Origin of the sequence: Neiella litorisoli (assembly GCF_014773395.1) — a bacterium.
Classification (GTDB): Bacteria; Pseudomonadota; Gammaproteobacteria; order Enterobacterales; family Neiellaceae; genus Neiella; species Neiella litorisoli.
In genome coordinates this window covers 15,253-41,471 of record NZ_JACXAF010000007.1, presented here as the reverse complement: position 1 = coordinate 41,471, position 26,219 = coordinate 15,253, and the positions used below count along the sequence as shown (strand labels likewise).

22 protein-coding genes are annotated in these 26,219 nt (G+C 51.0%); 7 read left to right on the top strand and 15 right to left on the bottom strand.

The window, feature by feature from the left end; genetic code table 11:
- The first annotated feature begins 1 nt into the window (after position 1).
- Positions 2 to 796, top strand: coding sequence for a hypothetical protein (locus IC617_RS06580; protein ID WP_191144195.1), 795 nt, complete (start codon positions 2 to 4; stop codon positions 794 to 796).
- Between the two features lie 8 nt (positions 797 to 804).
- Here the strand turns inward: IC617_RS06580 and IC617_RS06575 are convergent, their stop codons facing one another.
- The 11 genes from IC617_RS06575 to nudF all read right to left on the bottom strand — a co-directional run bounded on the left by IC617_RS06575 (position 805) and on the right by nudF (position 10,947).
- On the bottom strand, positions 805 to 1,458 hold the full coding sequence (locus IC617_RS06575) for a sulfotransferase family 2 domain-containing protein (protein WP_191144194.1): 654 nt from the start codon (positions 1,456 to 1,458) through the stop codon (positions 805 to 807).
- 15 nt (positions 1,459 to 1,473) lie between these two features.
- Positions 1,474 to 2,274, bottom strand: a complete 801-nt coding sequence (locus IC617_RS06570) for a glycosyltransferase family 2 protein (RefSeq protein WP_191144193.1) — start codon at positions 2,272 to 2,274, stop codon at positions 1,474 to 1,476.
- A 170-nt stretch (positions 2,275 to 2,444) separates the two neighbouring features.
- Positions 2,445 to 2,696, bottom strand: a complete 252-nt coding sequence (gene rbp, locus IC617_RS06565) for an RNA-binding regulator (RefSeq protein ID WP_191144192.1) — start codon at positions 2,694 to 2,696, stop codon at positions 2,445 to 2,447.
- 147 nt (positions 2,697 to 2,843) lie between these two features.
- Positions 2,844 to 3,224 carry a ribonuclease E inhibitor RraB gene (gene rraB, locus IC617_RS06560; RefSeq protein ID WP_191144191.1) on the bottom strand — a complete coding sequence of 127 codons (381 nt, stop codon included), beginning with the start codon at positions 3,222 to 3,224 and terminating at the stop codon, positions 2,844 to 2,846.
- 15 nt (positions 3,225 to 3,239) lie between these two features.
- Positions 3,240 to 3,962, bottom strand: coding sequence for a 1-acylglycerol-3-phosphate O-acyltransferase (locus IC617_RS06555; RefSeq protein WP_224745854.1), 723 nt, complete (start codon positions 3,960 to 3,962; stop codon positions 3,240 to 3,242).
- A 157-nt stretch (positions 3,963 to 4,119) separates the two neighbouring features.
- Complete coding sequence (gene parC, locus IC617_RS06550; protein WP_191144190.1) at positions 4,120 to 6,420, bottom strand: DNA topoisomerase IV subunit A; 2,301 nt, start codon at positions 6,418 to 6,420, stop codon at positions 4,120 to 4,122.
- 32 nt (positions 6,421 to 6,452) lie between these two features.
- Entirely contained in the window at positions 6,453 to 8,342 is a 1,890-nt protein-coding gene (gene parE / locus IC617_RS06545; RefSeq protein WP_191144189.1) for a DNA topoisomerase IV subunit B, read from the bottom strand.
- A gap of 91 nt (positions 8,343 to 8,433) precedes the next feature.
- Positions 8,434 to 9,009: a YqiA/YcfP family alpha/beta fold hydrolase gene (locus IC617_RS06540; RefSeq protein ID WP_191144188.1), complete on the bottom strand. Its 576-nt coding sequence runs from the start codon at positions 9,007 to 9,009 to the stop codon at positions 8,434 to 8,436.
- A complete protein-coding gene (cpdA, locus tag IC617_RS06535; protein WP_191144187.1) occupies positions 9,010 to 9,840 on the bottom strand; it encodes a 3',5'-cyclic-AMP phosphodiesterase in 831 nt (276 codons plus the stop codon).
- A 4-nt stretch (positions 9,841 to 9,844) separates the two neighbouring features.
- Complete coding sequence (locus IC617_RS06530) at positions 9,845 to 10,318, bottom strand: DUF1249 domain-containing protein (RefSeq protein WP_224745853.1); 474 nt, start codon at positions 10,316 to 10,318, stop codon at positions 9,845 to 9,847.
- Positions 10,288 to 10,947, bottom strand: a complete 660-nt coding sequence (gene nudF / locus IC617_RS06525) for an ADP-ribose diphosphatase (protein WP_191144185.1) — start codon at positions 10,945 to 10,947, stop codon at positions 10,288 to 10,290. The genes IC617_RS06530 and nudF overlap by 31 nt, the downstream gene beginning before the upstream one ends.
- 157 nt (positions 10,948 to 11,104) lie before the next feature.
- Here nudF and tolC point away from each other — a divergent pair, with 157 nt between their 5' ends.
- Complete coding sequence (gene tolC / locus IC617_RS06520; RefSeq protein WP_191144184.1) at positions 11,105 to 12,424, top strand: outer membrane channel protein TolC; 1,320 nt, start codon at positions 11,105 to 11,107, stop codon at positions 12,422 to 12,424.
- Positions 12,425 to 12,494: 70 nt separating this feature from the next.
- Here the strand turns inward: tolC and hldE are convergent, their stop codons facing one another.
- Complete coding sequence (gene hldE, locus IC617_RS06515) at positions 12,495 to 13,919, bottom strand: bifunctional D-glycero-beta-D-manno-heptose-7-phosphate kinase/D-glycero-beta-D-manno-heptose 1-phosphate adenylyltransferase HldE (protein WP_191144183.1); 1,425 nt, start codon at positions 13,917 to 13,919, stop codon at positions 12,495 to 12,497.
- A 152-nt stretch (positions 13,920 to 14,071) separates the two neighbouring features.
- Here hldE and lpxL point away from each other — a divergent pair, with 152 nt between their 5' ends.
- Complete coding sequence (lpxL, locus tag IC617_RS06510) at positions 14,072 to 15,013, top strand: LpxL/LpxP family Kdo(2)-lipid IV(A) lauroyl/palmitoleoyl acyltransferase (RefSeq protein WP_191144182.1); 942 nt, start codon at positions 14,072 to 14,074, stop codon at positions 15,011 to 15,013.
- A gap of 24 nt (positions 15,014 to 15,037) precedes the next feature.
- Here the strand turns inward: lpxL and IC617_RS06505 are convergent, their stop codons facing one another.
- The 3 genes from IC617_RS06505 to IC617_RS06495 are packed head-to-tail and all read right to left on the bottom strand — an operon-like array spanning position 15,038 to position 19,938.
- The gene (locus IC617_RS06505) at positions 15,038 to 15,526 is read right to left on the bottom strand and encodes a hypothetical protein (RefSeq protein ID WP_191144181.1); all 489 of its coding nucleotides are present in this window, start codon (positions 15,524 to 15,526) and stop codon (positions 15,038 to 15,040) included.
- Entirely contained in the window at positions 15,483 to 18,380 is a 2,898-nt protein-coding gene (gene glnE / locus IC617_RS06500; RefSeq protein ID WP_191144180.1) for a bifunctional [glutamate--ammonia ligase]-adenylyl-L-tyrosine phosphorylase/[glutamate--ammonia-ligase] adenylyltransferase, read from the bottom strand. Before glnE ends, IC617_RS06505 begins: the two co-directional genes overlap by 44 nt.
- Before the next feature lie 52 nt (positions 18,381 to 18,432).
- The gene (locus IC617_RS06495) at positions 18,433 to 19,938 is read right to left on the bottom strand and encodes a CYTH and CHAD domain-containing protein (RefSeq protein ID WP_191144179.1); all 1,506 of its coding nucleotides are present in this window, start codon (positions 19,936 to 19,938) and stop codon (positions 18,433 to 18,435) included.
- Between the two features lie 148 nt (positions 19,939 to 20,086).
- Between IC617_RS06495 and IC617_RS06490 the strand changes: the two genes are divergently transcribed.
- From IC617_RS06490 to putA, 4 genes are all read left to right on the top strand, one after another.
- Positions 20,087 to 20,767, top strand: coding sequence for a TIGR00153 family protein (locus IC617_RS06490; RefSeq protein WP_191144178.1), 681 nt, complete (start codon positions 20,087 to 20,089; stop codon positions 20,765 to 20,767).
- Positions 20,768 to 20,790: 23 nt separating this feature from the next.
- Positions 20,791 to 22,059, top strand: coding sequence for an inorganic phosphate transporter (locus IC617_RS06485; protein ID WP_191144177.1), 1,269 nt, complete (start codon positions 20,791 to 20,793; stop codon positions 22,057 to 22,059).
- 194 nt (positions 22,060 to 22,253) lie between these two features.
- Positions 22,254 to 22,790, top strand: coding sequence for a TIGR04211 family SH3 domain-containing protein (locus IC617_RS06480; protein WP_191144176.1), 537 nt, complete (start codon positions 22,254 to 22,256; stop codon positions 22,788 to 22,790).
- A 153-nt stretch (positions 22,791 to 22,943) separates the two neighbouring features.
- The gene (putA, locus tag IC617_RS06475) at positions 22,944 to 26,117 is read left to right on the top strand and encodes a bifunctional proline dehydrogenase/L-glutamate gamma-semialdehyde dehydrogenase PutA (RefSeq protein ID WP_191144175.1); all 3,174 of its coding nucleotides are present in this window, start codon (positions 22,944 to 22,946) and stop codon (positions 26,115 to 26,117) included.
- Positions 26,118 to 26,219 lie beyond the last annotated feature (102 nt).

The window sequence follows — 26,219 nt, the reverse complement described above, 5'->3', positions numbered from 1 at the left end:
CATGGCCGTACAAACCGCAGACAGCAATCAGGTGGTGCATTCGCTTTGGATTGGCAATCAATTATCAGCCATCGAGCAACTTACCATCAGTTCGTATCTGGCGAATGGTCATCGGTTCCACCTGTATACCTATGGTGAGGTGAGCGGTGTACCCGCCGGAACCACGCTGTTGGATGGTAACGACATTTTACCCGAGCACAGTATTTTCAAAGCCAACGGCGGCAGCCTGGCTATTTTTGCCGACTGGTTTCGTTGGGAATTGCTCTCCCAGCAAGGCGGCACTTGGGTGGATATGGATTTGGTGTGTATCAAACCTTTCGACTTTACCGAAGACGTGGTTTTTGGCAGTCAAAAAATGGCTGAGTTAAACGTCGCCATGCTGAAATTTCCAGCCGGTCACCCAGTCTGTCAATTTATGGCGCAGGCGTGCCGCCAGCCCACAGCGCCTTGGCCAAATGACAAAACCAAACATAAGATTCAGCGCTTTTTCCGCAAAGCGCTGCCGCGCTCAGCTCAATTTGGTTCAAGAGGGAGTATCGGGGGCCCGAAAGGTTTTACTCAAGCAGCAAAACACTTTGGCATCATGGATCAGGCTAAGCCCTACACATACTTCTACCCGATTCATGCCACCAACTGTGATGCCATATTCGATGACACTTTTGCTGCCGATCGACTATTCAACAATACCTACGCTGTCCATTTGTGGAATGAATTTCTTGCGGCTAAGCAGATCGACAAAAACCATCAATTCCCAGATGGCTCACTGATCGAGCAACTTAAACGCAAGTACCTTTAAGCTGTCTCTTAATCAAAGGTATAACCAAGAATATCAATATCGCGTTGGAAGTGTTTGGCGACCAGCTCGGCCGTTTCGTCGGTGTAGTAATCGCGATAGGTTTTACGATCCGTGGCTTTGCGCTTGTGGGGCAGCTCGATAGTCGGCAGCTTTAATTGGTCACAAACGCTGTTGAAATCCTGCTGTAGGCTTTCATAGTGGCCGATAAAATCGACAATCACATTACCATGCAAATCAACTAGGTAGTCGGTTTGCAGCTCAATTGAAGTATCTATGTGGTACTGGTACGGGCGTTCAGGGTCAAACTTCCATTTTAAGAAAGTTTCAAAATCATCACGGCCAGCCATCACCTTTGGCCGCTCACGCTTAATATGATGAAAAGAGCTAACTTGCAGATCCCAAGGGTTGCGGACAAAAACAAACTTGTACAATTGATCGAAGTAATCACCCGGTAGCATTTCCTTGGCCGCAATGACTTTAGAGTGGCGCGGGAACTTAGAGCCAATATGGTGCCCAGTCATTTGACTCAATTTGCTACAAATAAACTGCGGTAAGCTGTATTTATGCCCCCACCGGTACTTGGAGAGCGCAGTGCGCACGCTAGTGCCGCCAGTTTTAGCGATATGAACAAACAAAAAATTGTGCTTGTGAGATAACAACATCAGGAGTCTTTAAACTCATTTGCCACGAGGCGATTTGGGTCCGTTTTCTGACTCGCCATCACGGGTTAATTCAAGCAATTTCGCTTCCTTAAGAAATGCATACATAGCTTCTACCACGGCATGAATAAAGCCTCGTCTTCCTGACAAGAACATGCGTCGTAGAAAATAACTTTTCAAAAAAATAATCGGCATCACCAGCCACAGCTTGGCAAGGCGGCTGCGCTTGCCGGCAGCGTATTTTTCTTCTGCTCGCAAGCTCGAATATTTGTTTTGCTTACCGACTAATTTGGCGACCGAGTCATAACCGTAATGGTTAATGCAGCCCTTTATTCGAGCCACTTTGCCGTTGACCGACACATTTTCGTGAACGGCTTTATGCAGCGGAAATTCAATTTTGTCTTTTTTATACACCCGAACAATCGAGCGCTTATGAGAGCTCGGATGCATTGGTCCACCAATAAAATAATCTTCAAAACGAACCCGAATCGCGTCACATTGGTCGGTTTTAATCAGCGCCACAATTTCATCAAGTACTTGAGCGGGAACGACTTCGTCGCCATCGAGATTAAAACACCATTGATTGCGGCATAGCTGCATCGCAAAATGCTTTTGCTTGGCGTAGCCAAGCCAGTCTTGATGAACCACGGTAGCACCAAGCGCTTGCGCCGCTTCGACCGTGCCATCGGTCGAGCCCGAATCAACAACAATCACTTCATCCAAGTGCTGAACACTGCGGATCGCCTGCTCAATGTGATCAATTTCATTGAACGTAATGATAAAAACGCTAATGGCAGGAACGGTCGTCGAACGGTTCATGGATTGCGGTTTGAGCTCCTTGAAGGGGCAGCGAAGCGGTTAACTGATGCCCGAGTTATCGCTGCATTGTAACCAAAGCGCAATGAAATGAAAGAAAAGGAGGGAGAAGCATGCCCAATCATTGATCGGCTGGGCATACTGAACGAGCATTTAGTTGCCTAGCAGGCAAATTAACGAGCGGCGCGAGGCCGCGCTTTATTGACGACCAAGTTGCGCCCCGCCAATGGCTGGCCATTCAATGCATCGATGGCGGCTTGCGCGGCGCCATCATCCGGCATATCAACAAAGCCAAATCCTTTTGAGCGGTTTGTTTCACGGTCCATCACAACATTGGCAGAAGCGACATCGCCAAATGGTGCAAATGCTTCATTTAACCCTGCGTCAGTAAATTTGTACGACAGGTTTCCTACGTAAAGTCTCATCGGGGAATCTCTTTCATTGCGACCAGCGAGCCCTCGCTGGTAAAGCTAATATTTGCCGTCAAGCGCTTGCCCTTCTGGCATCCGGCACCAGATTAGCCGCTAAATATGGCAAAACCATGACGGCAATTCCCCACTCAGACCATTGGTTTAAGATTCCTGTTCGGGCTCTTCAGTGCCATCTGGATCAACAAAGTAAGTGCCCCAACCATCGTAATAAATACCCCACTTTTCGGCATTTTCGAGCATCGTCTTGCACTCTTCATCAAGCACCGCCAAGTCGAGAGGTTGCTCATTCACGACATCAAAACTGAACAGATTATTGCCTTCTTCATCTTCGACTTGCTCGGCATCAGTGACTTCATAGCCGGCTTTAAACGCTGCCACCGCGGCCGCTTCGAGCAAATTAAAGTCATCTGCCGAGAAATGGTGCTCCAGCACATACAAGCCGTCAGGGTCGCTGCCATCATCAAGCAATGCCTGGCGAATTTCGCGGTTAAACTGTTTTAATGATTCGAGTTCTTGGTCCATGGGATTCCTCAGGAATTAGCGATTAGCGCGCTGCTGAGCCTGCTCGGTGAGCTCGGCTATGGTCGCAGCCATTGTTTGATGAAGTTGATCCGCCACGTGGCGAACGTCGTCGTTGGGCTGTAGTTTTATTGGCGGCAAAATTTGCACTGGCACCACTCCATTGCGCCAACGTTTCAGGTCAATCAGTTTTGCGGTGTCAGCGACGCACACCGGCACCAGTGGCACTTTAGCAAGCATTGCGAGGCGAAACGCGCCGGTTTTAAAGGGCAATAAGCCGCGACCATAACTGCGCGTGCCTTCTGGAAACATCCACACTTTGCGTTGCTTCGATTCGATTTCAGAGGCTGCTTGGCGCAAGGTATCGTTGGCTTTGCCGGAGTGCTTTCTGTCAATCAGAATATTGCCACTAAGCCAATAAAACAGGCCAAAGATCGGCAACCAGATCAGGCTTTTTTTGCCAATGGTGGCAGCATTTGGTGGAAATGGCGCCGGACAAATCACCAGATCAAGGGTGCTCTGGTGATTACACACCAACACGCAAGGGCCTAACTCACGAACATGCTCATGGCCACTGACCTGAACCTTGAAACCAAGCAAGGGTGCAACCCAGCCAAAAGGCCGAGAAACCCAATACACCGCATTTTTATGGAACGGGCGAAGCAAACAAAGGATGAGCAAAGGCACTGCCATTAGCAGCAAAAAGCCAACACTTAATACAACTCGGATGGGATATAGCATGAGCAATGCCTTTCACACTTTTTTCGCGGCAGTATAGCCGCTTTCATTGGGCAGTCCATTGCTAGGGTCGGTTATTTAATTGCAACTCATGCCAGCAAGCCATCAAGCGACTGGCGGGTATAAACTCCGGCCAGTCACAACAAAGCATGTGATGTGATTATGCGTCGCTACTTGGCTCGTCACTCTCGACGCCATCGGGCGTCTCTGGTTGCTCGATCAGAATTTCTTCAACACGTTGTAAGCCGCGCGGTAACTTATTCCCTCGGCGTCCTCGGTCGCCCTTATAATGTTCTAAATCAGAGGGTTTCAGAGTTAGTTTGCGCTTACCTGCTTTTAACACCACCGACAGGCCCGGCGGTACTAACGCGATTTGCTTGACGTATTCTTCGCGACTTTGAACTCGGGCGGGTGGCACCTGAATGATCTTGTTGCCCTTGCCTTTACCCAGCTCCGGCAGTTGATCAATCGGGAATACCAGCATTCGACCTTCGGTGGTGACGGTGACCACTAAAGCATCGTCTGCAGGTACCGGTTTGGGCTCCAGCACTTTCGCGCCAGCAGGTTTGTTGAGCAGCGCTTTACCAGCCTTCTGGCGACTGAGCATGGCATCAAACTTACAGACAAAGCCATAGCCAGCGTCCGAGCTAATCAGGTACTTCTGCTCATCGCTGCTCATCAACACATATTCAAGGTTTTCGCCGGCAACCAGACTAAAACGGCCGGTCATTGGCTCACCTTGGGAGCGCGCTGACGGCAAGGTGTGGGCATCGGTCGAGAACGTGCGGCCAGAGGAGTCCATAAATACCACCGGCTGATTGCTACGCCCTTCGGCGCTGTCTTGATATTGGTCGCCCGCTTTGTAGCTCAGGTTTTCGGCATCAATATGGTGGCCCTTGGCCGCTCGCGCCCAGCCCTTTTCTGACAACACCACAGTAATTGCTTCGGATGGCAGTAGATCTTTCTCGGTCAGCGCTTTGGCTTCACTACGCTCGACAATCGGACTGCGGCGATCGTCGCCATATTTTTCCGAGTCGGCTTGCAGTTCTTTTTTCATCAGCGTCTTTAAACGACGATCCGACGACAACAACTGCTCCAATTTCAGCCGCTCAGCATCCAGCTCTGACTGCTCGCCGCGGATCTTCATTTCTTCAAGTTTCGCCAAGTGGCGCAACTTCAATTCCAGAATCGCTTCTGCCTGCCGCTCAGAAATACCAAAACGAGCAATCAAGGCTGATTTCGGATCATCCTCGGTGCGGATGATGTGAATAACTTCATCAATATTGAGGAACGCCACCAACAAGCCTTCAAGCACATGCAATCGATCGAGCACTTTGTCGAGGCGATATTGCAGACGTCGAACAATGGTGTCTTTGCGGTACACCAACCACTCGTTAAGCAGCTTGTTCAGCGCTTTGACCTGTGGCCGGCCATCCAAGCCCAGCATGTTGACATTGACTCGGTAGGTTTTCTCCAGATCGGTAGAAGCGAACAAGTGCTGCATTAATTGCTCACAATCGACCCGATTTGATCTCGGAACAATCACCAAACGCGTGGGGTTTTCATGGTCCGATTCGTCACGCAGATCAGCCACCATGCTGAGCTTCTTGGCCTGCATTTGACCGGCGATCTGCTCTAAGATTTTGGCACCCGAGGCTTGGTGAGGTAACGCCGAAATGACAATATCACCATCTTCGCGCTTCCACACCGCACGCATCCGAATGCTGCCGCGGCCTTTTTCGTACATGGCCAGCAAATCTTTTTTCGGGGTGATGATTTCCGCTTCAGTCGGATAATCCGGCCCCTGCACAAAGTCCATCAATTCTTCGACGGTGGACTTGGGGTTATCGAGCAAATGAATACAGGCAGAGACCAATTCGCGGACATTATGCGGCGGAATGTCGGTGGCCATACCAACTGCGATACCGGTGACACCATTGAGCAAAATATGCGGTAAGCGCGCGGGCAATACCGATGGCTCTTTCATAGTGCCATCGAAATTAGGGATCCAATCAACAGTGCCCTGCCCTAACTCGCTCAATAGGACTTCACTAAAGCGGGTCAGCTTAGATTCGGTGTAACGCATGGCGGCGAATGATTTCGGATCATCCGGCGCGCCCCAGTTACCTTGGCCATCAACCAGCGGGTAACGATAGGAAAACGGCTGAGCCATCAATACCATGGCTTCATAACAGGCACTGTCACCGTGGGGGTGGTATTTACCCAACACGTCACCGACAGTACGAGCCGATTTTTTGTATTTTGCTACTGCCGATAAGCCAAGTTCTGACATGGCGTAGACAATGCGTCGCTGGACCGGCTTCAAGCCATCACCGATGTGCGGCAGGGCCCGATCCATAATCACGTACATTGAATAATTCAAGTACGCTTGCTCGGTGAAGCTATGCAGTGGAAGTCGTTCGATTCCTTCCAGACTTAAGTCAGCTGCGTCATCAGTCATAGTCATTCTGTCGTTAGCGTGTTGTTATTCTGTTAGTCGATACTGGCCAAGTTGCCTTTGGTTTCCAGCCATTCTTTACGATCGCCGGAGCGCTTCTTGGCCAACAGCATATCCATCAGCTCTTCGGTATGTTGCAGCTCATCAATGGTTAGCTGGACGAGGCGGCGAGTGTTTGGATCCATTGTGGTTTCACGCAACTGCAGTGGATTCATCTCACCCAAGCCTTTGAATCGTTGGACGTTTACTTTGCCTTTCTTCTTTTCGGCAGCAATCCGATCGAGGATTCCCTCACGCTCAGCTTCGTCCAAGGCGTAGTAAACGTCTTTGCCAATGTCGATGCGATAAAGCGGCGGCATCGCGACATAAACATGACCTTCCTGCACTAGCGTGCGGAAATGGCGCATGAACAACGCACATAGCAAGGTGGCAATGTGTAACCCATCGGAGTCGGCATCGGCGAGGATACAGATCTTTCCGTAGCGCAGGCCACTTAAGTCAGCGGAGTTGGGATCAATCCCCAGAGCAATGGCAATGTCATGTACTTCTTGAGAAGCAAGAATTTGTTCTGATTCAACTTCCCAAGTGTTGAGGATCTTACCGCGCAGCGGCATGATCGCCTGAAAGTCGCGATCGCGCGCCTGTTTAGCTGAGCCGCCTGCCGAGTCACCTTCCACCAAAAATAGTTCGCCACGCATCGGATCATCGCTGGAACAATCGGTCAGTTTGCCGGGCAATGCCGGCCCTGAAGTCACTTTCTTGCGAACCACTTTGGCCCGCGAGCGCATCCGCTTTTGCGCATTAGAAATGCACATTTCGGCCAGCGCTTCAGCAAAATCGACATGCTCATTGAGCCACAAGCTAAAGGCATCTTTCACCACGCCAGAAACAAATGCAGCCGACTGGCGCGACGATAAACGCTCTTTGGTCTGGCCGGCAAATTGTGGATCTTGCATTTTCACCGACAGGATGTAACTGCAGCGCAGCCAAATGTCATCCGGCGTCAGTTTTACTCCGCGCGGCAGAATATTGCGGAATTCACAAAATTCGCGCATCGCTTCAAGCAAACCGTTACGGAAACCATTAACGTGAGTACCACCTTGGGCAGTAGGAATCAGGTTGACGTAGCTTTCCTGCGGGCCATCACCACCTTCAGGAAGCCAAACCACAGCCCAGTCAACGGCTTCGTTGTTAGCCGCCAGACTACCGGTGAACGGTGTTTCCGGCAGCATTTCAAATTCTTTAACGGAGTCGACCAGATAGTCCTTCAGGCCATCTTGATAACACCACTCATGCTTCTCATTCTTGCTCTTGTTGTGGTATTTGACCTGCAAGCCGGGGCACAAAACGGCCTTGGCTTTGAGCAAGTGGCGCAACCGAGAGTCAGAGAAATTGGCTGAATCAAAATAGCTGGCATCCGGCCAGAACCGCACCCGAGTACCGGTATTACGTTTACCAACGGTGCCGGTGACCGTCAGCTCTTGCACTTTTTCGCCATTTTCAAAGACGATTTCGTGCACCTGACCATCACGCTTGACGACTACTTCTAGGCGCTTGGTCAGGGCATTGACGACCGAGATCCCCACCCCGTGCAAACCACCTGAAAATTGGTAGTTTTTATTGGAGAACTTACCGCCGGCGTGGAGCTTGCTGAGAATCAATTCAATGCCCGACACACCATGTTCGGGGTGAATGTCGACCGGCATGCCGCGCCCGTCGTCAATCACTTCCAGCGATTGGTCTTCGTGCAGAATTACTTCGACTTTACTGGCATGGCCAGCAAGGGCTTCATCGACACTGTTGTCGATCACTTCCTGGCCGAGGTGGTTCGGTCGGGTGGTTTCGGTATACATACCAGGACGGCGCTTCACCGGATCTAAACCGCTGAGCACCTCAATGGCATCGGATGTATATTGCTCTGACATAAGACGGGTCGTTAATTTTAGGTTGCCTAATAGTTCAAAAAGGGCGAATAGATGTCAACTGCGCAGACTGTCTATGGCCGGAGTACTTGAGCTAGGCCAACAGAAATTTCAACATGTTGGGCAAATCTTCAGCAAAATGCTGGTAACTGTGATCGCCGCCACTGCGGATCCGACAATCACAATTGTGGAAATACTGCTCAGCCTGCCGATAATCAAGCACTTCATCACCAGTCTCCAACCAAACTTGCAGCAGCTGCGCGTTGTTGACTGGGTGTTCAATGGCGCGCAATTGCGCCATGTGCTGCAGGGTGATGGTGATGGCGTTGCCGGTATACGGATTGGTTTGCGGCCCTAGGTAATCCTGCAGCAAAACGTAGGGCGCTACCGCCGGATTAATCAATACCGCTCGAACACCGAAGCGCTCGCTCAAATGATGGCCATAAAAGCCGCCTAACGATGATCCGATGAGTGCCACCTGCGACTCAAGCTTGGCCTGCGCCACCAGCTTAGCCAGTTGCTCGATGGCGATGTTTGGCTCATCGGCAAGTCGGGGAGTCAGGTAACGCACCTGCGGCAGGTGCTGGCTCAGATACTGCCCTGTTAACTGGGCTTTATGAGACTGTTCAGAACTCATAAAGCCATGAATATAAAACAGAGTTTGCTGCAATTAGTAACCTTGAGCGCGCAAATTAGGAACAAAGGCATCGGATGCCAGACGTTTGAGTTCCGTTGTCAGCGAACCATCGCGATGCAAACTGAGGTAGCGATAACCCGGCGGTCGCTTGTCCAAAGCAAATTGCTCGGAGCGTGGTTTGAATTGAATGCAAGTTGAAGGCGTTGCGATTAAATGCAAATGATCGCGAGTCTGCTGCCAATCTTGATGAACATGCCCCCAAACCACGCCGCGCGCATTGTCAGCCTGCGTGAGCGCTGATAACAACGACTCACCATTTTTCATCCGATGCTGATCAAGCCAGCGACACCCCATCGGCACAGGGTTGTGATGGACGAATACTAAGGTGAAATGATCGGGGTGTTCCGCTAACGACTGCGCTACAAATTCCAGCTGCGATTGGGCCAATTCGCCAAAGGTGAAACCGCGCACCTGAGAGTTCAACATTAATAGCTGCCAATGATCGGTGAGTACGCGATCGGCGCAGGACAACGGCTCGGCGCCAAGCAGATCAGGCATGATTAAGCCATCGTCATGATTGCCCGGCAACCAAACCACAGGCTTACCGAATACAGCGATTTCTTCGGCAAATGCTTGATAAGACGCTGGGCTATCGTCTTGCGAAATATCACCAGTGACAACGACCAAATCGAACGGCTGCTTGTCCGACTTAATGCTGGCTAACACCGCAAGAAAACTGTCGCGCGTATTCACTCCAAGTAAGTCTTTATCTGGGTCGCCAAACAAATGAGTATCTGTGATTTGGAGAATAGTTAGCGTCCCAGTTTCCGACTCAGCTAATGTCAGAAATTCCTGATTATTCAATTTATTACCAATTTATCAATTTTTTATGTAATTCGTTATTTGAGCCGACACCGTGGTCTAAACAAAATTCAATCCATTCGGCAAGAAACTGATTAAGCTGCATTTTTTCATCGCGCTGATGCATGCGTATATTCGGATAATCATAGCTTGCCCGAACACTGCAGATCTGCTGACAACTTAACACTTCTGCCATCCGCGCATCGTGGTATAAGCGCACTTGCATAGTCGGCGCCAAGTACTTTGGCATCCCTTGTCGACGCTGCGTTAGCCGAATGGTGGTGGTGTAAGGCGCCTCATCTTCAATATCCAACCCAAGGGTCTCACCGGCTTGACTAAAGGTCATGGTGGCTTCGCCTGCGAGTCCATTGATCAGCCGAGTTAAGCTCGCATAATTACGCGCACAACAAGCGTGAAGCTCCGAAATACTAGGAACATAGCGCTTGTTGTTTAGTTGTCGCTGAGCTTGGTTTGCAGCCATTGTTGTCGAATACGTTGATGATTCATTGCCAGCCATTGTAACCCGATAATACTAGCAGCATTGTCAATTTTTCCGGTTTCAAGCAGTTTTAGCGCGTCTTCGGTGCGATACACATGAACCCGAATATCTTCGTGCTCGGTGGCTAAACCATGCAAGCCACCCGCGTTACTACTATCAACCTGACCAATAAACAGACTAATTCGTTCGCTACAACCACCTGGGCTTGGCAGGTAGCTGCAAATCAACTCCACCTGCTGAACATCAAGGCCGGCTTCTTCAACCGCCTCTCGACGAGCAACATCTTCGGCCGACTCTCCTTCCTCGATGATCCCTGCTACCAATTCGAGTAACCAAGGGTATTCCGAGGTTTCGACCGCGCCGAGTCGAAATTGTTCAACCATAACCACCTGATCCAAAACAGGATCGTAGGGTAAAAGTACTGCAGCGTGACCGCGCTCAAGCATTTCGCGTTCAATCACTGGGGTCCAACCACCGGCAAACAAACGATGACGCAATTGATATTTACTCAGCTGAAAAAAACCTTGGTAAGCAGCCTCAGTAGCGACGATTTCAACATCGTTGACCGTCAAGCCCGCCCCTGGCGGTGAGATTTCATTTTTTTTGCTCATCAACTACTCCTAGCACTTGTTAACCGTTTGTAACCGTCTATGCTACCAACAGAATTTTACATTTTTAACGTTGGCAGCAGCCTTAATAAGTTCATAATACGCAGGCATTATCGTATACACTAGTTGCTTGCAACAGTTCAGGAATGGGATTACACCAATGACAAAAACACTTCGTGCCGTGAGCATGGGAATTGCTCTCGCAGTGTGCAGCTCGCCGTCCTTCGCTGATGATCTTCATCAGATTTATCAAAAAGCTCTGGAAAAAGACGCCGTATTACAGCAAGCCATTGCCCAGCGTGACTCTGCGATGGAAGCAATTAGCGTAAGCCGGGCACCGTTACTGCCCCAAATTAACCTTACCGCTGACTACAGCACCATTGGCAGTAACCGTGATGCCAGAGAGTTGGATCGCGGCACAGCGACCCTAAGTCTTAATCAAAGCATTTATGACCGTTCCAATTGGGTAGGCCTGGATCGCGCCGAGAAGGTTGCCAGCCAAGCCAATACCAACTACCAAGCAGCATTGCAGGATCTGATGGTTCGCGTCAGTGAAGCTTACTTTGATGTACTTAGCGCCCGTGACCAACTTGAGTTTGTCCAAGCGACCAAAAAAGCCATTGCCCGCCAGTTAGAGCAAACCAAACAGCGCTTTGCCGTTGGTTTAACCGCAATCACCGATGTTCACGAAGCTCAGGCCGAATATGACCAATCGGTTGCCGACGAAATTGTGGCGCTGAATCAACTAGAAAACAGCTATGAGGGCTTGCGCGAAATCACCGGCATGTACCACAAAGATCTGAACGTACTGAATACCGAGCGCTTCAGCCCAGTGCAACCGGATCCAAAACAATCAAGTGATTGGCAGAAAATGGCCAATGACAAAAACCTCAACCTGATCATCAGTCAGTTGGGCGTTGATATTGCCATGCAGGACATTGAGCTGGCGCAATCAGGCCACTGGCCAACATTCTCGTTGTTTGCGCAGTTGAACGCAGCCGACAACGACTATGACTTAGATGCCATTGGTAAATCGTCTTACACCGACAATGTCATCGGCGTGCAAATGAACCTGCCAATCTACTCTGGTGGCGGTACGACCGCGCAAACCCGCGTGGCCCGCGCCAACTACGTTGAAGCAAGTCAGGTATTGAATGAAACCTACCGCGCCGTGATGCGTGGCGTGATTAACGCTTATAACAACGTTAAAGCGTCGATCAGTGCTGTTCGCGCATTCGAGCAAACGGTCATTTCTCGGGAAAGCTCATTGCAAGCAACCGAAGCAGGTTTTGAAGTCGGTACTCGTACCATCGTTGACGTTTTAGACTCAACGCGGAACCTGTTCGATGCCAAGAGCCGTCTGTCTGATGCTCGTTACAACTACATCCTCAGCGTGGTGCAATTGAAGTTTGCTGCCGGTAACTTATCCGAGCAAGACATCATTCTGATTAACAATGGCCTGACTCGCCCAACCAGCTAGGGTCATTTCGCCCATTGGGAGATCAAAAAAGGAGCGCTTCGCGCTCCTTTTTACTTTCTAATTCAATATATTACTGCTGCTTGATTTGCTCGATAATCTTTGTCGTTGAGCAGCCATCTTCAAAGTGCAGCACTTGCACCTCACCACCGTTGGCCCAGACCGCTTCTGCTCCGGCTATTTCATCAGGCTTATAATCACCGCCTTTGACCAGCAAATCAGGCAAGGTTTCGCCGATCACTCGAGCCGGCGTATCCTCACTAAACGGCACTACCCAATCAACGTCACCCAACGCTGCTAACACCGCCATCCGGCGATCAACCGGGTTGACAGGACGGCCTTGACCTTTGAGTCGGGTGACCGAAGCATCATCATTCACCGCCACAATCAGCCGGTCACCTAGGGCTCTGGCGGCTTGTAAGTACGACACGTGACCAGCATGAAGAATATCGAAACAACCATTGGTCATGACGATTCGCTCACCGCGCGCTTTGGCTTGGGCCACAGCAAAACCAAGCTGCTGCTCAGTCACCACGCCAAAACCAGATTCCGTGCCATCAGCAATGGCTTGCGCCAGCTCCATTTGCGACACGGTCGATGTACCCAATTTGGCCACCACAATACCGGCGGCGATATTGGCCAGTGCACACGATTCCGCAATCGGCGTACCAGCGGCAAGTGAGGCGGCTAATACCGAAATCACGGTATCGCCAGCACCAGTCACATCGAATACTTCTTTAACCATGGCCGGCAAATGCAATTCGTCACCATCACCAGAGATAAGCGTCATACCATGCTCACCACGAGTGACCAGCAGCGCATCTAGCTCCAGCTCATGTCGCAATTTGTGCGCTTTAGCGACCAAGTCGGCCTCTGACTGACAAGGGCCGACAACCGCTTCAAATTCACCGAGATTCGGGGTTAACAAAGTTGCCCCTCGGTATTTTTCAAAGTCCGTTCCTTTTGGATCGACCAACACAATGCGATCCGCCTTGCGAGCCATTTGAATGAGCTCAGCCACCTGGCTTAACGCGCCTTTCGCGTAGTCCGATAGCACCACCACCTTGGCATCAAGTAGCGCTTGTTCAAAAGCTGCGGTCATCGGCGCGGCATCAATGTCTGCAAAACTATCTTCAAAATCCAACCGGATCAGCTGCTGGTGACGGCTAATGACTCGTAATTTGGTGATTGTCGGCAAGCCATCGACCTGTTGAAAATCGGTTTTCACGCCAACACCACCGAGCGCTTGTTGCAGCACCTCGGCGGCTTCATCTTTACCTGTCATCCCCAGCAGTCGGGTATCTACTTTTAACGCCGCCAAGTTCAGCGCCACATTCGCTGCACCACCCGGTCTGTCATCAAACTGCTCGACTTTCACCACAGGCACCGGCGCTTCCGGACTAATTCGGCCAGTCGGGCCTTGCCAATAGCGGTCTAGCATCAAGTCACCGGCAACGGCAACTTTGGCAGTTGAATAGTCGGGTAAGGTCAATTTCATAGCGAATCCGATCGAAAAGGTGGGTCTGAATTTAAGTGGCGCACAGTCTAACACATGGTCCATCTGTGAGCTGTTGTTCTATAGTAACTTTCATCACAGTACCAGCTTCGTTAGAATACGCGATTCGTTTTTTGCAGTCGCTTGATGAACTCATGACAGAAAAGACCCCCGGCGATTTCCAATGGTTTATGTTGCACCCCAAATATTGGCCGGTGTGGTTGGGCTATGGCCTGCTGTGGCTACTGGTGCAATTGCCATTTCGCTGGATCATTGCGATTGGCCATGGTCTAGGGACAATCGCTGGCTGGCTAATGCCGCGCCGCCGCCATATTGCCGCAACCAATATCAAATTGTGCTTTCCTGAGTTAACCGAGCAGCAACGCCAAGCAATGCTTAAACAGAACCTCAAGGAAGCTGGCGCCGCCTTGATGGAAACCGGCATTGCCTGGTTCTGGCCGGAACAACGCCTACGAAAAATCACCGAATTACGGGGTGTTGAGCATTTCGAGAGCATTCAACAACAGGGACAAGGCATTGTCTTGCTCGCCTGCCACATGATGAGCTTAGAGATTGGCTGCCGGCGTTTTGCCATCGATTACCCCGCGGGCGGCATTTATCGGCCCAACAAAAACGCCGTGATGGAGTACTTTCAGTATCGAGGCCGCAGTCAAACCGGCGCGCTGATGCTCAATCGCAATAATATTCGCAGTGCTTTTAAAGCGCTGAAGAAGGGGCATGCCGTGTGGTATGCACCGGACCAGGATTTAGGCCCCCGCCGCTCCATTTTTGTGCCTTACTTCGGCATTCCTGATGCCGCAACAACACCAGCGACCGGCTCAATGGTATCGCTGGGAAAAGCCGCTCTGGTGCCCTTTTTTCAATATCGCAAAACCGATGGTTCAGGCTATGTGCTGGAAGTTCAGCCACCAGTTGAAGACTTTCCAAGTGGCGATGAACATGCCGATACCAGCCGCGTCAACGCCATCATTGAAGCCAATGTCAGGCGATACCCAGAGCAATATCTGTGGGTTCACCGGCGCTTTAAAACCCGCCCCGACAAGTCATTGCCATCAAGGTACAAAAAACGCCGCTAGCTGCGGCGTTTCTGGGCACTTGCTCTAATTCGACTCGATCCAACTGGCTTTGTTGAAATCATAACTTAACCGGCGCCAACCCGGCCCTTCTGGATCGGTCAGCTTAATTTGCCGTACCAACGCGCCCCAACGGACATACACTTTGTCCTGCTCGGCATAACCCACCATTAAACTTTCGGCAGGCGGATTAATGCTCTGTTTTTGATAGTGATTATTTTGCCACGAGTACAGGATCAAACCGGCAAAGCGCTGATCGACCTGCTGCAGCAACACAATATCAGGCTGCGGGTTGCCCACCAGTTTGTCGAGCCAGATTGCCGTAAAAGGTTGGTCATATGCTTCGTACAAAGTTTGCTGAATGCCATCAGGCGTGTCGATGGTAAGGACAAACATCCCTTTGCGACAATCGCCGGTTACACTCAGTGACACCTGATAACCGGCCTTGTCAGCATTGAGGACTTGCTCGCATTCAGCTCGCGCTAGATTGCTGAAGCTGGCGCTCAGTATCAGCAAACAAATGCTGCCAAATCGCAATAACCTGTTGCCTTTCATCGGTAAACTCCGTCACAGAAACCTTAGCTTTCTGACGCTGTAACGCTAGGTGATGACCTTTGTTTCGGTACAAACAGTATGCATCGACTAGCGCTGTGGCTTGCTGCTCGGTCAACAACTGCTGCTCAGCCGCGGTCTCAAAAATACGCAAATTATCTGACCAATCGGCCATGCTCGGCAGCGCCTGACCGAACCCTAACACTAGATATTGGGCGATAAATTCGATATCGGCAATGCCGCCGGGATCTTGTTTCAGATCGAACAACTGCTCATCCTTGGAGCCTAAATGGTCACGCATTTTGTGCCGCATTTTGACCACTTCGAGCGCCAGTTCGGCCATATTGCGCGGCAAGCAAACAATTTCTCGTCGCAAGCTAGCAAAGGCCTCAAGCAACGGCTCCGAACCAAATACCGCTCTGGCTCTGACCAGCGCTTGATGCTCCCACACCCAAGCTTCCTCTTTCTGATATTGAGCCAGCGAATCAAGGTGAGTGATCAATAGCCCAGATGCGCCAGATGGTCGCAATCGTAAGTCAATTTCATACAACTCACCGGAGTGCGTCCGCGTCGTCATCAAGTGACTGAATCGCTGCACCAACTTGACCAAAAACTGAGTGGTATCAATCGGTTTGTCGCCGGTTGTCACGCCAGGGTTGACCATATGGAAAAACACGATATCCAAGTCAGAATTGTAGCCCAGCTCCAAGCCACCGAGTTTGCCGTAACCAAGCACCGCCACACATTGGTTGGCACTGGTCATGCCCTCGGGAGTGCCGTGGCGCACCGATAGCTGCTGCCAAGCGGCATGGACACAATAGTCGAGCAACACTTCCGCAAGGCGAGTCAAATGGTCACTAACTTTGGTGATCGCTAACTGACCGGCAACATCAGCGGCGGCAATACGAAGTTGGTGGGCCTGCTTAAAGTGGCGCAGCGCTTCCATTTGCTGCTCGAGATCATCTTCATCGACCCGTAACATGTATTGGCGAAGCTCATCTTCGTAAGCTTCTAGTGCCGTTGGTTGGTATAGCTGAGCAGGCTCCAACAACTCATCAAGCAACATCGGGTGATACGCTAACTGATTGGCAATCCAGCTGCTGGCCTGACACAGACTGACCAATTGGTTCAGCGCTTTGGGGTTTTCCAACAGTAATTCAAGGTAAGTGGTTCTAGTCAGCACCGGCTCAATCACACCAAGTACTGAGGGCAAGGTTTGCGCCGGTTGCTCGGTCTGACAGACAGCGGCCAGTACCATGGGCATCACCCGCTCTAGCGCGTCCCGCCCACGCGGCCCTAACTGGCGCTTTTTGCTCTTGTCATAAAAGGTCTGCAAGTCAATAACAAAACGATCAGCATCGGCAATACCGAGTTCTCGGCACGTCCCTTCAACCAACTCTTGCTGCCAGACGTCTGGCCACAACGGCAACGCTTGTAGCACTTCTTGCTCTGGCTCTTCATCACCGGGCTGCTCACCAATCACCATGGTAAAGCTCTGATGGACCAGTTCTCGTTGTTGGTCAAGATCATCGAGTAATTGTTGCCAGTGATCACAGCCCATAATGGCGGCAATACGGCTTTGCTCGAATGATTCGTCCGGCAAGGTTTGAGTCTGCGCATCGCGCACACCTTGCAACGCATGCTCGAGCTTACGCAGGTAACGATAGCCATTGGCTAGTGCCTTCATATCGGTATCTGGTAGCGCATTTAACTGCTCAATGACGGCTAACGTTTGCAGTAAATTGCGGCCACGTAAGGCTCGTTCGCGGCCACCGCGCATCAGTTGCACCGCTTGCGCCACGAACTCAACTTCACGAATACCTCCGGCGCCTAACTTGACGTTCGCTTTGAGTTGCCGGCGGCGGACCTCTTGCTCAATCAGCAACTTCATCTTGCGCAGTGACTGAAAGGCAGAAAAATCAATATAACGACGATAGACAAACGGCGTCAGCAATTGTCGCAGCTCGGTCGCGTAGTCGCTGTTGTCACCCAGCACCCGCGCTTTGACCATGGCGTAGCGTTCCCACTCGCGGCCATGGTGTTGGTAATAATCTTCCAGCGCGGAAAACGGCATCACCAGCGGGCCACTGTCGCCAAACGGGCGCAACCGCATGTCCACTCGAAACACCGAGCCATCGGCGGTGGTTTGATTCAACACATGGATTAAGCGTTGGCCCAGCCGAATAAAGAACTCTTGATTGTCGCGTTCGCGGCGGGCGCCCTGGGTGGAGCCTGGCTCAGGATAGGTAAAGATTAAATCGACATCTGACGACACATTCAGTTCTTCACCACCCAGCTTACCCATGCCAATGATCAGCAAGGGTTGCGCTTGACCGGCGCTGTTGCTTGGCGTGCCCCAGCGCTGCGCTAAATCGTGATAAAGCCAGTCGTTGGCCTGAATAATAATTTCATCGGCTAGCGCTGAGGTGGCCTCTAGCACTTCATCTATATCAGCCAAACCAAGTAAGTCGCGCCAGATGATGTGAAACTGCAGTTGACGACGGGCCTGACGCAATCGCGTCATCAGCACCGGCTCGCTATCGGAGCCGGCGATGTGCTGGCTGACTTGCTCAGCAATCAATGGCTTACTCAGCGCCGTGTCGAGCGAACCGGATTGGAGCCAAGTTGCCACCGCTTGCGGCGCTTGCATCACCACATCGAACAGAAAATCCGATAAGGCAAAAGCATGACTCAGTTGGGCTTGGAAAGGGAGGAGGTTAGCCACATCGTGGCGATCAGTTAGTTTTTGCCATTGCCGCTGACCATACTGTTGCAGGTCAAGCGGCAAGGCTGGCCATGCGACGGGTTGAATCGTCATGGATATTCCTTGTGTTGTTTGATTGAACTGGCGCAGCGTCGCTGCATTTACCTCAACGCCAATAAGGCTCCATCGCCAAGGCCGCGTGTTTGCTTTGCTCGACCAGTTCTAACCAAGATTCTCGTTTGCGCTGTAACCAACGCTCAAATGCTTCTTCGTCTTTTAATTCAATGCCATTAACAACCCGCTGCAGAAACGCCAACAAGGCTAGCTCCTGACAACCGCGTAACATGTCGTGCCATGGTCCGCGATAGGCTGATGTTGCCTCTGGGTCAAACATCTTGCGGAAGCAATTACCACTGAGTAACGCCCGCTCTAAGCGCTCACAACCTTTGGCACACTCATCGGCGCTGAGCGCTCGATTAGCGGGAAAACGCTCGGCAACGTATTGCTTGGAATGATCGAGTACATTACGTGCTAATTGCGCCACCGGCTCGTCCAATTGCGGCTGAGCACAACCTTCTAGGCGCCAATACTGACAGGTCAGCCACTCGCTTAATTGCAGTAACCACTGGCTGTAATCGCGACTTGATAATAAAGCCGAGGCCAATTTTAAGTTGGTGCTGTTATCACATTCTTTCAACGTCTTGCGGACTTTTCTCTTATCTTCCAGACGCTTCATGTATTGATCTTTTTGCTCAAGCAACTGCTCGCGATACAAAGCATCAGCCACCCATTGCAACTTGACCAGCCAAATTTTGGCATTGGCCAGCAGGTTTAATGAAGCTTCGTCCAGCACCTCATTGAAGTAATGACGAATTTGCAAAATCCACAGCAAGCCGTGTCGCACTTCTTGCAGCGCGGCAATACTGTCATTGCTAAAAAACACGTCCTGATTGCTTTGCAGTTGCCGCAATGCCGCCGACGTCAGTTCGGTCATGGCTTCTTCAATTGACAGCGCCGCATCAAGGTTCAACAGTGGCAGCGCCATCGGCTCCGGCTCTGGCGCACCTTCTAATAGACGATAACCGCGCGCCGCTTTACTGGCTTGGCCTGGGCGAACATCAAATTTCTTGCAAACTTTGTGCGCCAATTTGAACAACAGTGATGGTGGGCCTTTGACCAGCTCCATTTCCATTTCACAGATCGGCACGCTGCGCTCGCCGCTACTGATCTCACCGTGATCAATGACCACCTCAACAATGGCATCGTCGCTGTAACTAAGCAGCCAAGTTTGGCGGGTAAAATTGGTGGTGAATTGCGACAGGAGGGATTCTTGCAGAGCGGCAACGTCGGTGTTTTCAGGCCAGATATCGCGGTCGAACAAAAACAAATCCGGCCGCCGGCCATCAATCGGCACATTGTATTCGGGGCGCGCATGGAGGCCTCCGATGACCTTACCTGCGGTTTTGATCGTTTGCTCCGAGCGGTCGTCAACCGTACGAACTCGCAAACCACAGTCGAGTTGCCGTAGTTGCCGGTCGGCTGTATCGAAATAAATATTACTCAGTTGCCGTTGATAGCTTTTGATGACCTGCGGACGCTGTTGCATCCAATTACTGAGTGTTTCCAAGTCGTTGGGGTCAACCAACAGCTTTAACTCAATCTCTGTATCCATGTCGTTTCATCAGACGCCGATTTGTTTTAAAACAGATCGATCGAACAAATTCTGCCTATTCTTAATTTCGGGTGTACCAACAGCGAATCGTTTCGGTTAACATGCGCGCCGATCAGTAACCGTGCATTTGCACGGATAAGGATAAAACATGCCATTAACGAACATTATGGGTGTATTTGCCCAGTCGCCGATTAAACCTCTGGTTGAGCATATTAATAAAGTTCACCAGTGCTGCGAAGGTTTAATCCCATTTTTTGAAGCTGTTATCGAAAAAGATTGGGCACTTGTTGCTGAGTTGCACCGAAACATTTCGCTAGCAGAGAAAGAAGCGGATAGCCTCAAAGCTCAGGCACGAGCAAAATTACCTGCTGGTTTATTCATGCCAGTAGAGCGTACCGACATGCTCGAACTCGTTGGTCAGCAAGACCGAATGGCCAACCTCGCCAAAGATGTTTCTGGCCCGGTTACTGGCCGCAGCTTGGAAATTCCAGCATCGATGCAAAAAGACTTCATGGCTTATGTGAAGCGCTGTATTGATGCCGTCTCTCAGGCCAAAAAAGCGGTCAATGAGTTGGATGAATTGTTGGAAACCGGCTTCGCAGGCCGAGAAGCCGACTTAGTCGAGAACATGGTTCGCGAACTGGATGTGATTGAAGATGATACCGACCACATGCAGATCTTACTGCGCGCTCAGCTACTGAAGTTGGAGCCGGAAATGAACCCAATTGATGTCATGTTCCTGTACAAAATGATGGAACAAATTGGGTCAATTGCTAACCGCGCCGATTCAGCTGGTATCCGTCTGGAACAGATGCTGTCGCGCTCGTAACTATCTCTCTCTGAGGATTTGTAATGGTTGACGTACTCGTTCAACACGGCCCAATGCTGATTGCAATTGCGGCCATCGTAGGCTTTTTTATGGCCTGGGGTATTGGTGCCAATGACGTTGCAAACGCCATGGGTACCTCGGTTGGTTCTAAAGCACTAACCATTAAACAAGCCATTATTGTGGCGATGATTTTTGAATTTGCTGGTGCTTACCTTGCCGGTGGTGAGGTGACCAGCACGATTCGTAAAGGCATTATTGATGCCGGTTACTACACCGATGTTCCTGAATTATTGGTGTTCGGTATGATTGGCGCCCTGATGGCCGCCGGTTTATGGTTGTTAGTGGCGAGCTACCTCGGCTGGCCAGTATCAACCACCCACTCGATTGTTGGTGCTATCGTTGGCTTCTCTGCCGTTGGCGTTGGTATCGATTCGGTAAGCTGGGGTAAAGTCGGTGGCATTGTTGGTAGCTGGATTGTTACCCCGGCAATCTCCGGTTTCCTTGCCTATCTGATTTTCCAGTCCGCCCAAAAACTCATTTTTGACACCGAAAACCCAATTCGTCAGGCCAAGCGTTTTGTCCCGATGTACATGGCTTTTGCTGGTTTCGTGATGTCTTTGGTGACCATCAAAAAGGGCCTCAAGCATGTGGGTATGGACTTCACCAACCTCGAAGCCTACACCCTAGCCATCGCCATTGCGGTCATGATTGGCGTTATTGGTGCGGTACTCATTGGCCGATTGAAGCTGGATGAAAAGGCCGACCGCCGAACCATGTTTGCCAACCTTGAGCGGATCTTTGCTGTGTTGATGGTACTGACCGCTTGTTGTATGGCCTTTGCGCACGGCTCTAACGATGTAGCCAACGCCATTGGTCCGTTGGCTGCGGTTGTCAGCATTGTTCAACACGATGGGGAAATTGCCAAAAAAGCCGCATTGGCTTGGTGGATCCTGCCATTAGGTGCAGTTGGTATTGTCGCCGGTTTGGCAATTTTCGGTCACCGCGTGATCGCCACCATTGGTAAAGGCATCACTCACCTAACGCCAAGCCGTGGTTTTGCGGCTGAGCTAGCGGCAGCGTCAACCGTCGTCATCGCCTCAGGCACCGGCCTGCCAATCTCAACCACTCAGACCCTGGTTGGTGCGGTATTGGGTGTGGGTATGGCGCGTGGTATCGCGGCGCTGAACCTCACCGTTGTCCGTAACATCGTAGTCTCTTGGGTTGTCACTCTACCTGCCGGTGCGATTCTGTCGATTATCTTCTTCTACATGCTCAAGGGGATCTTCTCTTAAGGGTGTGATTACCTTCATGAGAATCGACTGAAATGATAGAGGGAGCTTCGGCTCCCTCTTGTTTTTCTGCTCACATCTTCCTAGCATGGAGTCATCAAACATTAGCCCCATCTGCTGACGTCTTAAATCTTATGAGATCATTTTGTTTCGCATCAGTTTTCGGCCTGTTGCTTGCTCTAACCACATCGTCATTCATGCTCCATGCTGAGGAGCAAGATCGCTACTTTATCACCGAAGATTTGTACACTTTTATGCACACAGGGCCGGGAAAACAATTCCGAATCCTTGGTAGTGTCAATGCCTCAACCCCAGTAGTCTTGCTGGAAACCAGTGATGATGGAAAGTTTGCCAAAATTCGCGATGATCGTGAGCGCGAAGGCTGGGTTGAAGTATCAACTCTAGCGCAGGGTCAAACCAAGCAGCAGATCATTGACGATCTTAATCAAAAGCTTATCTCTATCAGCACCGACATCAACACAGACAAGGGCGAAATAGCTCGCCTGAGCAGTTTGATTGGCGATCTAGAGCAGCGGCTCGAGCAACAGCAACAAGCCGTATTGGAAGCCAACAAACAACGCGATGTGCTGCAACAACAACTCAATAGCTACACCGATGAAATTGAGATGCAGTGGATGATTAACGGTGCCCTGGTTGCCGGCGGCGGCTTGTTATTGGGGGTTATCCTTTCTTTCTTGCCGCGCCGAAAGAAACGTCAGGACAACTGGATGTAGCGGCTCAAGCAAGCCTCAGTCGGTCGTTCTGACGTCATAATAAAGAGTTGCAAAGGAGTGTTTTTACACTCCTTTGTTGTCCCTGTCGGACCACAAACAACTCAACAATGAAATAGAACAAACCAAACTACCGACACCAATTGAGGTCTTGCTATGTTTCAGGACGCATCCATTTCGCCCGACGCGAATGCCCTGCTCTTTCCTGCTGATGCATCAGCTTCCAGTATTCAATCTCATATCAGCTCATTCTTCTTAAAAGATGAGAATGCCGTTGTTGAACAACTATTGGCGCTATTGCCCGACGATGAGCAGTTAGCTCAGCAACACAGTCGCCAAGCCAGCCAACTGATTGAACAAGTTCGGCAGCACAATCAAGGCGATGGTCTCGATGCCTTCTTGCAACAATACAGCCTCGAAACCCATGAAGGCATTGTGTTGATGTGTTTAGCCGAAGCGCTCCTGCGGATCCCTGATCCTGATACTGCCGATGCCCTGATCCGCGATAAATTATCCACCGCGAACTGGTCACAACACCTCAAAGCCAGCGATAGCCTGTTCGTCAATGCCTCAACTTGGGGCTTAATGCTGACCGGTAAAGTGATTAGCACCCCAGAAGGGCTCGATGCCGAGCCGGAAAAATTGGTTGGTAAAATAGTCTCTAAACTTGGCGAGCCAATTGTTCGCAAAGCCATGTATGCCGCGATGAAGATCATGGGCAAACAGTTTGTCCTTGGCACCACCATTAAGTCGGCCCTGAAAGCCGCCGCCGCAGATCGCAAAAACGGCTATTGGCATTCGTTCGACATGCTAGGCGAGTCAGCGCTCACTTCTCACGATGCCGCCAGATACCATAACGCCTATTCACTTGCCATTGAACAGGTCGCGGAAAACCGCGGCACCGGCGATGCCCGCTCTGCATCAATATCCATCAAGCTCTCGGCATTGCATCCTCGTTACGAAGAAGCCCAATCTGAGCGGGTTCTGGTGGAAATGCGCGATGCTGTGCTCAGCTTGATTCGCAAAGGCCGGCAGCTTGATGTTGGCATCACCATTGACGCTGAAGAAGCCGATCGTCAGGAGCTTGCCCTGCAACTGTTTGAATCACTGTATCGCCATCCAGAAACCCAAGGTTGGGGTCAATTTGGCATGGTGGTGCAAACCTACTCCAAGGTGGCCTTGCCGGTATTGCAATGGCTTAACGCGCTAGCCAAAGAACAAGGCGATGAGATTCCAGTGCGGCTAGTCAAAGGTGCTTATTGGGACACCGAAATCAAACTCGCTCAGCAACTTGGCTTGTCTTATTACCCCGTGTTTACGCGCAAAGCTTCGACGGACGTGTCCTACTTAGCCTGTGCTCGCTATGCCTTGTCTGAACAAACCAAGGGCAATATTTATCCGCAATTTGCCACACACAACGCCCATAGTGTGGTGACCATTTTGAATTTTGCTGGCCAGCGAGAATTCGAATTCCAGCGCCTGCACGGTATGGGTGACGATCTTTATGCACTAGTGAAACAGCAGCATGCCAATGTCCGCTGCCGCATTTATGCTCCAGTTGGCGACCATAAAGACCTGTTGCCTTACTTGGTTCGGCGCTTGCTGGAGAATGGTGCCAATACCTCTTTCGTTCACAAACTGCTCGATCCGAAAGTAGCTCCCGAGCAACTTGCCGCACACCCAGTACTGCTGCTGAAACAAAAAGCTTCGCTGGCCAATGAGCAAATTGTCATGCCGCCAGATTTGTTCAGCGACAGGCGCAACTCGGCAGGCGTTAATCTGCATATTTCAGCCCAGCGCCAACCCTTTCATGCTGAATTGGAAAAATGGCAGGATCACCAATGGCAAGCTGGCCCCATCATCAATGGCCAGCCACAGCAAGATGGTGAGCCGCGCCAAGTGTCATGCCCTGCTCAGCATGGTCAAGTTGTCGGGCAAGTATCCGACGCCTCGGCAACAACAGCCGAGCAAGCCATTGCCGCCGCTCATAGCGGCTTCGCTCAATGGCAAAAAACCTCGGTTGAAAGGCGAGCTGTAGCACTTGAGCAACTGGCTGATTTGTTGGAGCAACACAGCAGTGAGTTGATCGCGTTGTGCGTTCGCGAAGCAGGCAAAACCTTGCAAGACAGCATTGATGAAGTGCGCGAAGCGGTTGATTTCTGTCGCTACTATGCCCAACAAGGGCGACAACTTTGCGCCGATCCGCAACTGATGCCTGGGCCAACCGGCGAGTCGAACATACTGTCCGTTGAAGGTCGCGGGGTGTTTGCCTGCATTAGTCCATGGAACTTCCCATTGGCAATTTTCCTCGGTCAAGTAGCCGCGGCCCTTGTCACCGGTAATACCGTGGTGGCGAAGCCAGCCGAACAAACCAGTTTGATTGCTGGGCGTACAGTTGAATTAATGCTCGAAGCTGGCATTCCTGCTTATGCCATCCAACTGCTGCCCGGCTCTGGCGCCGTGGTTGGTCAGGCGTTAAGCGATGATGAGCGTGTGGCGGGCGTTTGCTTTACCGGCTCCACTGAAACAGCCAAGCGCATCAATTTGTCGTTGGCTCAGCGCGATGGCGCAATTGTGCCGCTGATCGCCGAAACTGGTGGTCAAAATGCAATGATTGTTGATAGCACTGCGCTGCCAGAGCAAGTGGTCAAAGATGCTGTTCATTCGGCATTTGCCAGTGCCGGCCAACGCTGTTCGGCATTGCGCGTTCTGTATGTTCAGGATGACATTGCCGATCGGGTGATTGATCTGCTGCAAGGCGCAATGGCTGAACTTCGAGTTGGTTATCCGGGCAATTACGCCAGTGATTTAGGCCCGGTGATTGATGCGAGCGCGCAGCAAAAGCTACTGAGCCACATTGATCAAATCAGCCAGCAAGGCAAATTGCTTTATCAAACCCCGTTGCCAGCGCAAATAGATGGATATTTTGTTGCGCCAAGCCTGATTGAGATCAGTGATATCAGCCAGCTTGAGGAAGAAAAGTTCGGCCCGATTTTGCACCTGATTCGCTACAAAGCTAAGAATTTAGCGCAAGTGATTGATGCAATTAACAACACTGGTTTTGGCTTAACGCTGGGGATTCACACACGTAACGAAGGCTTAGCGCAATCCATCGCGCGCCGCGTCCGAGTGGGGAATGTCTATATCAATCGCAACCAGATCGGGGCCATGGTAGGCGTCCAACCATTCGGTGGCCAAGGCTTGTCTGGTACGGGCCCGAAAGCTGGAGGACCGCACTATTTGCAACGCTTTGTCACCGAGCGGACGGTAACCAATAACCTCACGGCTATTGGCGGCAACGCTAATTTGCTGAGCCTTGGTGACGGTTAAGTCTCTCGGTGAGTATCAGGCAAGGCCGTAGCAGGCTGAATCGCATCGCGCTCCCAGACTTAGCAAGTGGGAAATGATTTACTCTGACGAAGACCTTCCGCA

Excerpts from the sequence above, each read along its gene's own strand:
- IC617_RS06580 (WP_191144195.1), top strand. The coding sequence starts at position 2 with ATGGCCGTACAAACCGCAGACAGCAATCAGGTGGTGCATTCGCTTTGG.
- IC617_RS06575 (WP_191144194.1), bottom strand. The coding sequence starts at position 1,458 with ATGTTGTTATCTCACAAGCACAATTTTTTGTTTGTTCATATCGCTAAA.
- IC617_RS06570 (WP_191144193.1), bottom strand. The coding sequence starts at position 2,274 with ATGAACCGTTCGACGACCGTTCCTGCCATTAGCGTTTTTATCATTACG.
- rbp (WP_191144192.1), bottom strand. The coding sequence starts at position 2,696 with ATGAGACTTTACGTAGGAAACCTGTCGTACAAATTTACTGACGCAGGG.
- rraB (WP_191144191.1), bottom strand. The coding sequence starts at position 3,224 with ATGGACCAAGAACTCGAATCATTAAAACAGTTTAACCGCGAAATTCGC.
- IC617_RS06555 (WP_224745854.1), bottom strand. The coding sequence starts at position 3,962 with ATGCTATATCCCATCCGAGTTGTATTAAGTGTTGGCTTTTTGCTGCTA.
- parC (WP_191144190.1), bottom strand. The coding sequence starts at position 6,420 with ATGACTGATGACGCAGCTGACTTAAGTCTGGAAGGAATCGAACGACTT.
- parE (WP_191144189.1), bottom strand. The coding sequence starts at position 8,342 with ATGTCAGAGCAATATACATCCGATGCCATTGAGGTGCTCAGCGGTTTA.
- IC617_RS06530 (WP_224745853.1), bottom strand. The coding sequence starts at position 10,318 with ATGGCTGCAAACCAAGCTCAGCGACAACTAAACAACAAGCGCTATGTT.
- nudF (WP_191144185.1), bottom strand. The coding sequence starts at position 10,947 with ATGAGCAAAAAAAATGAAATCTCACCGCCAGGGGCGGGCTTGACGGTC.
- tolC (WP_191144184.1), top strand. The coding sequence starts at position 11,105 with ATGACAAAAACACTTCGTGCCGTGAGCATGGGAATTGCTCTCGCAGTG.
- hldE (WP_191144183.1), bottom strand. The coding sequence starts at position 13,919 with ATGAAATTGACCTTACCCGACTATTCAACTGCCAAAGTTGCCGTTGCC.
- lpxL (WP_191144182.1), top strand. The coding sequence starts at position 14,072 with ATGACAGAAAAGACCCCCGGCGATTTCCAATGGTTTATGTTGCACCCC.
- glnE (WP_191144180.1), bottom strand. The coding sequence starts at position 18,380 with ATGACGATTCAACCCGTCGCATGGCCAGCCTTGCCGCTTGACCTGCAA.
- IC617_RS06495 (WP_191144179.1), bottom strand. The coding sequence starts at position 19,938 with ATGGATACAGAGATTGAGTTAAAGCTGTTGGTTGACCCCAACGACTTG.
- IC617_RS06490 (WP_191144178.1), top strand. The coding sequence starts at position 20,087 with ATGCCATTAACGAACATTATGGGTGTATTTGCCCAGTCGCCGATTAAA.
- IC617_RS06485 (WP_191144177.1), top strand. The coding sequence starts at position 20,791 with ATGGTTGACGTACTCGTTCAACACGGCCCAATGCTGATTGCAATTGCG.
- IC617_RS06480 (WP_191144176.1), top strand. The coding sequence starts at position 22,254 with ATGCTCCATGCTGAGGAGCAAGATCGCTACTTTATCACCGAAGATTTG.
- putA (WP_191144175.1), top strand. The coding sequence starts at position 22,944 with ATGTTTCAGGACGCATCCATTTCGCCCGACGCGAATGCCCTGCTCTTT.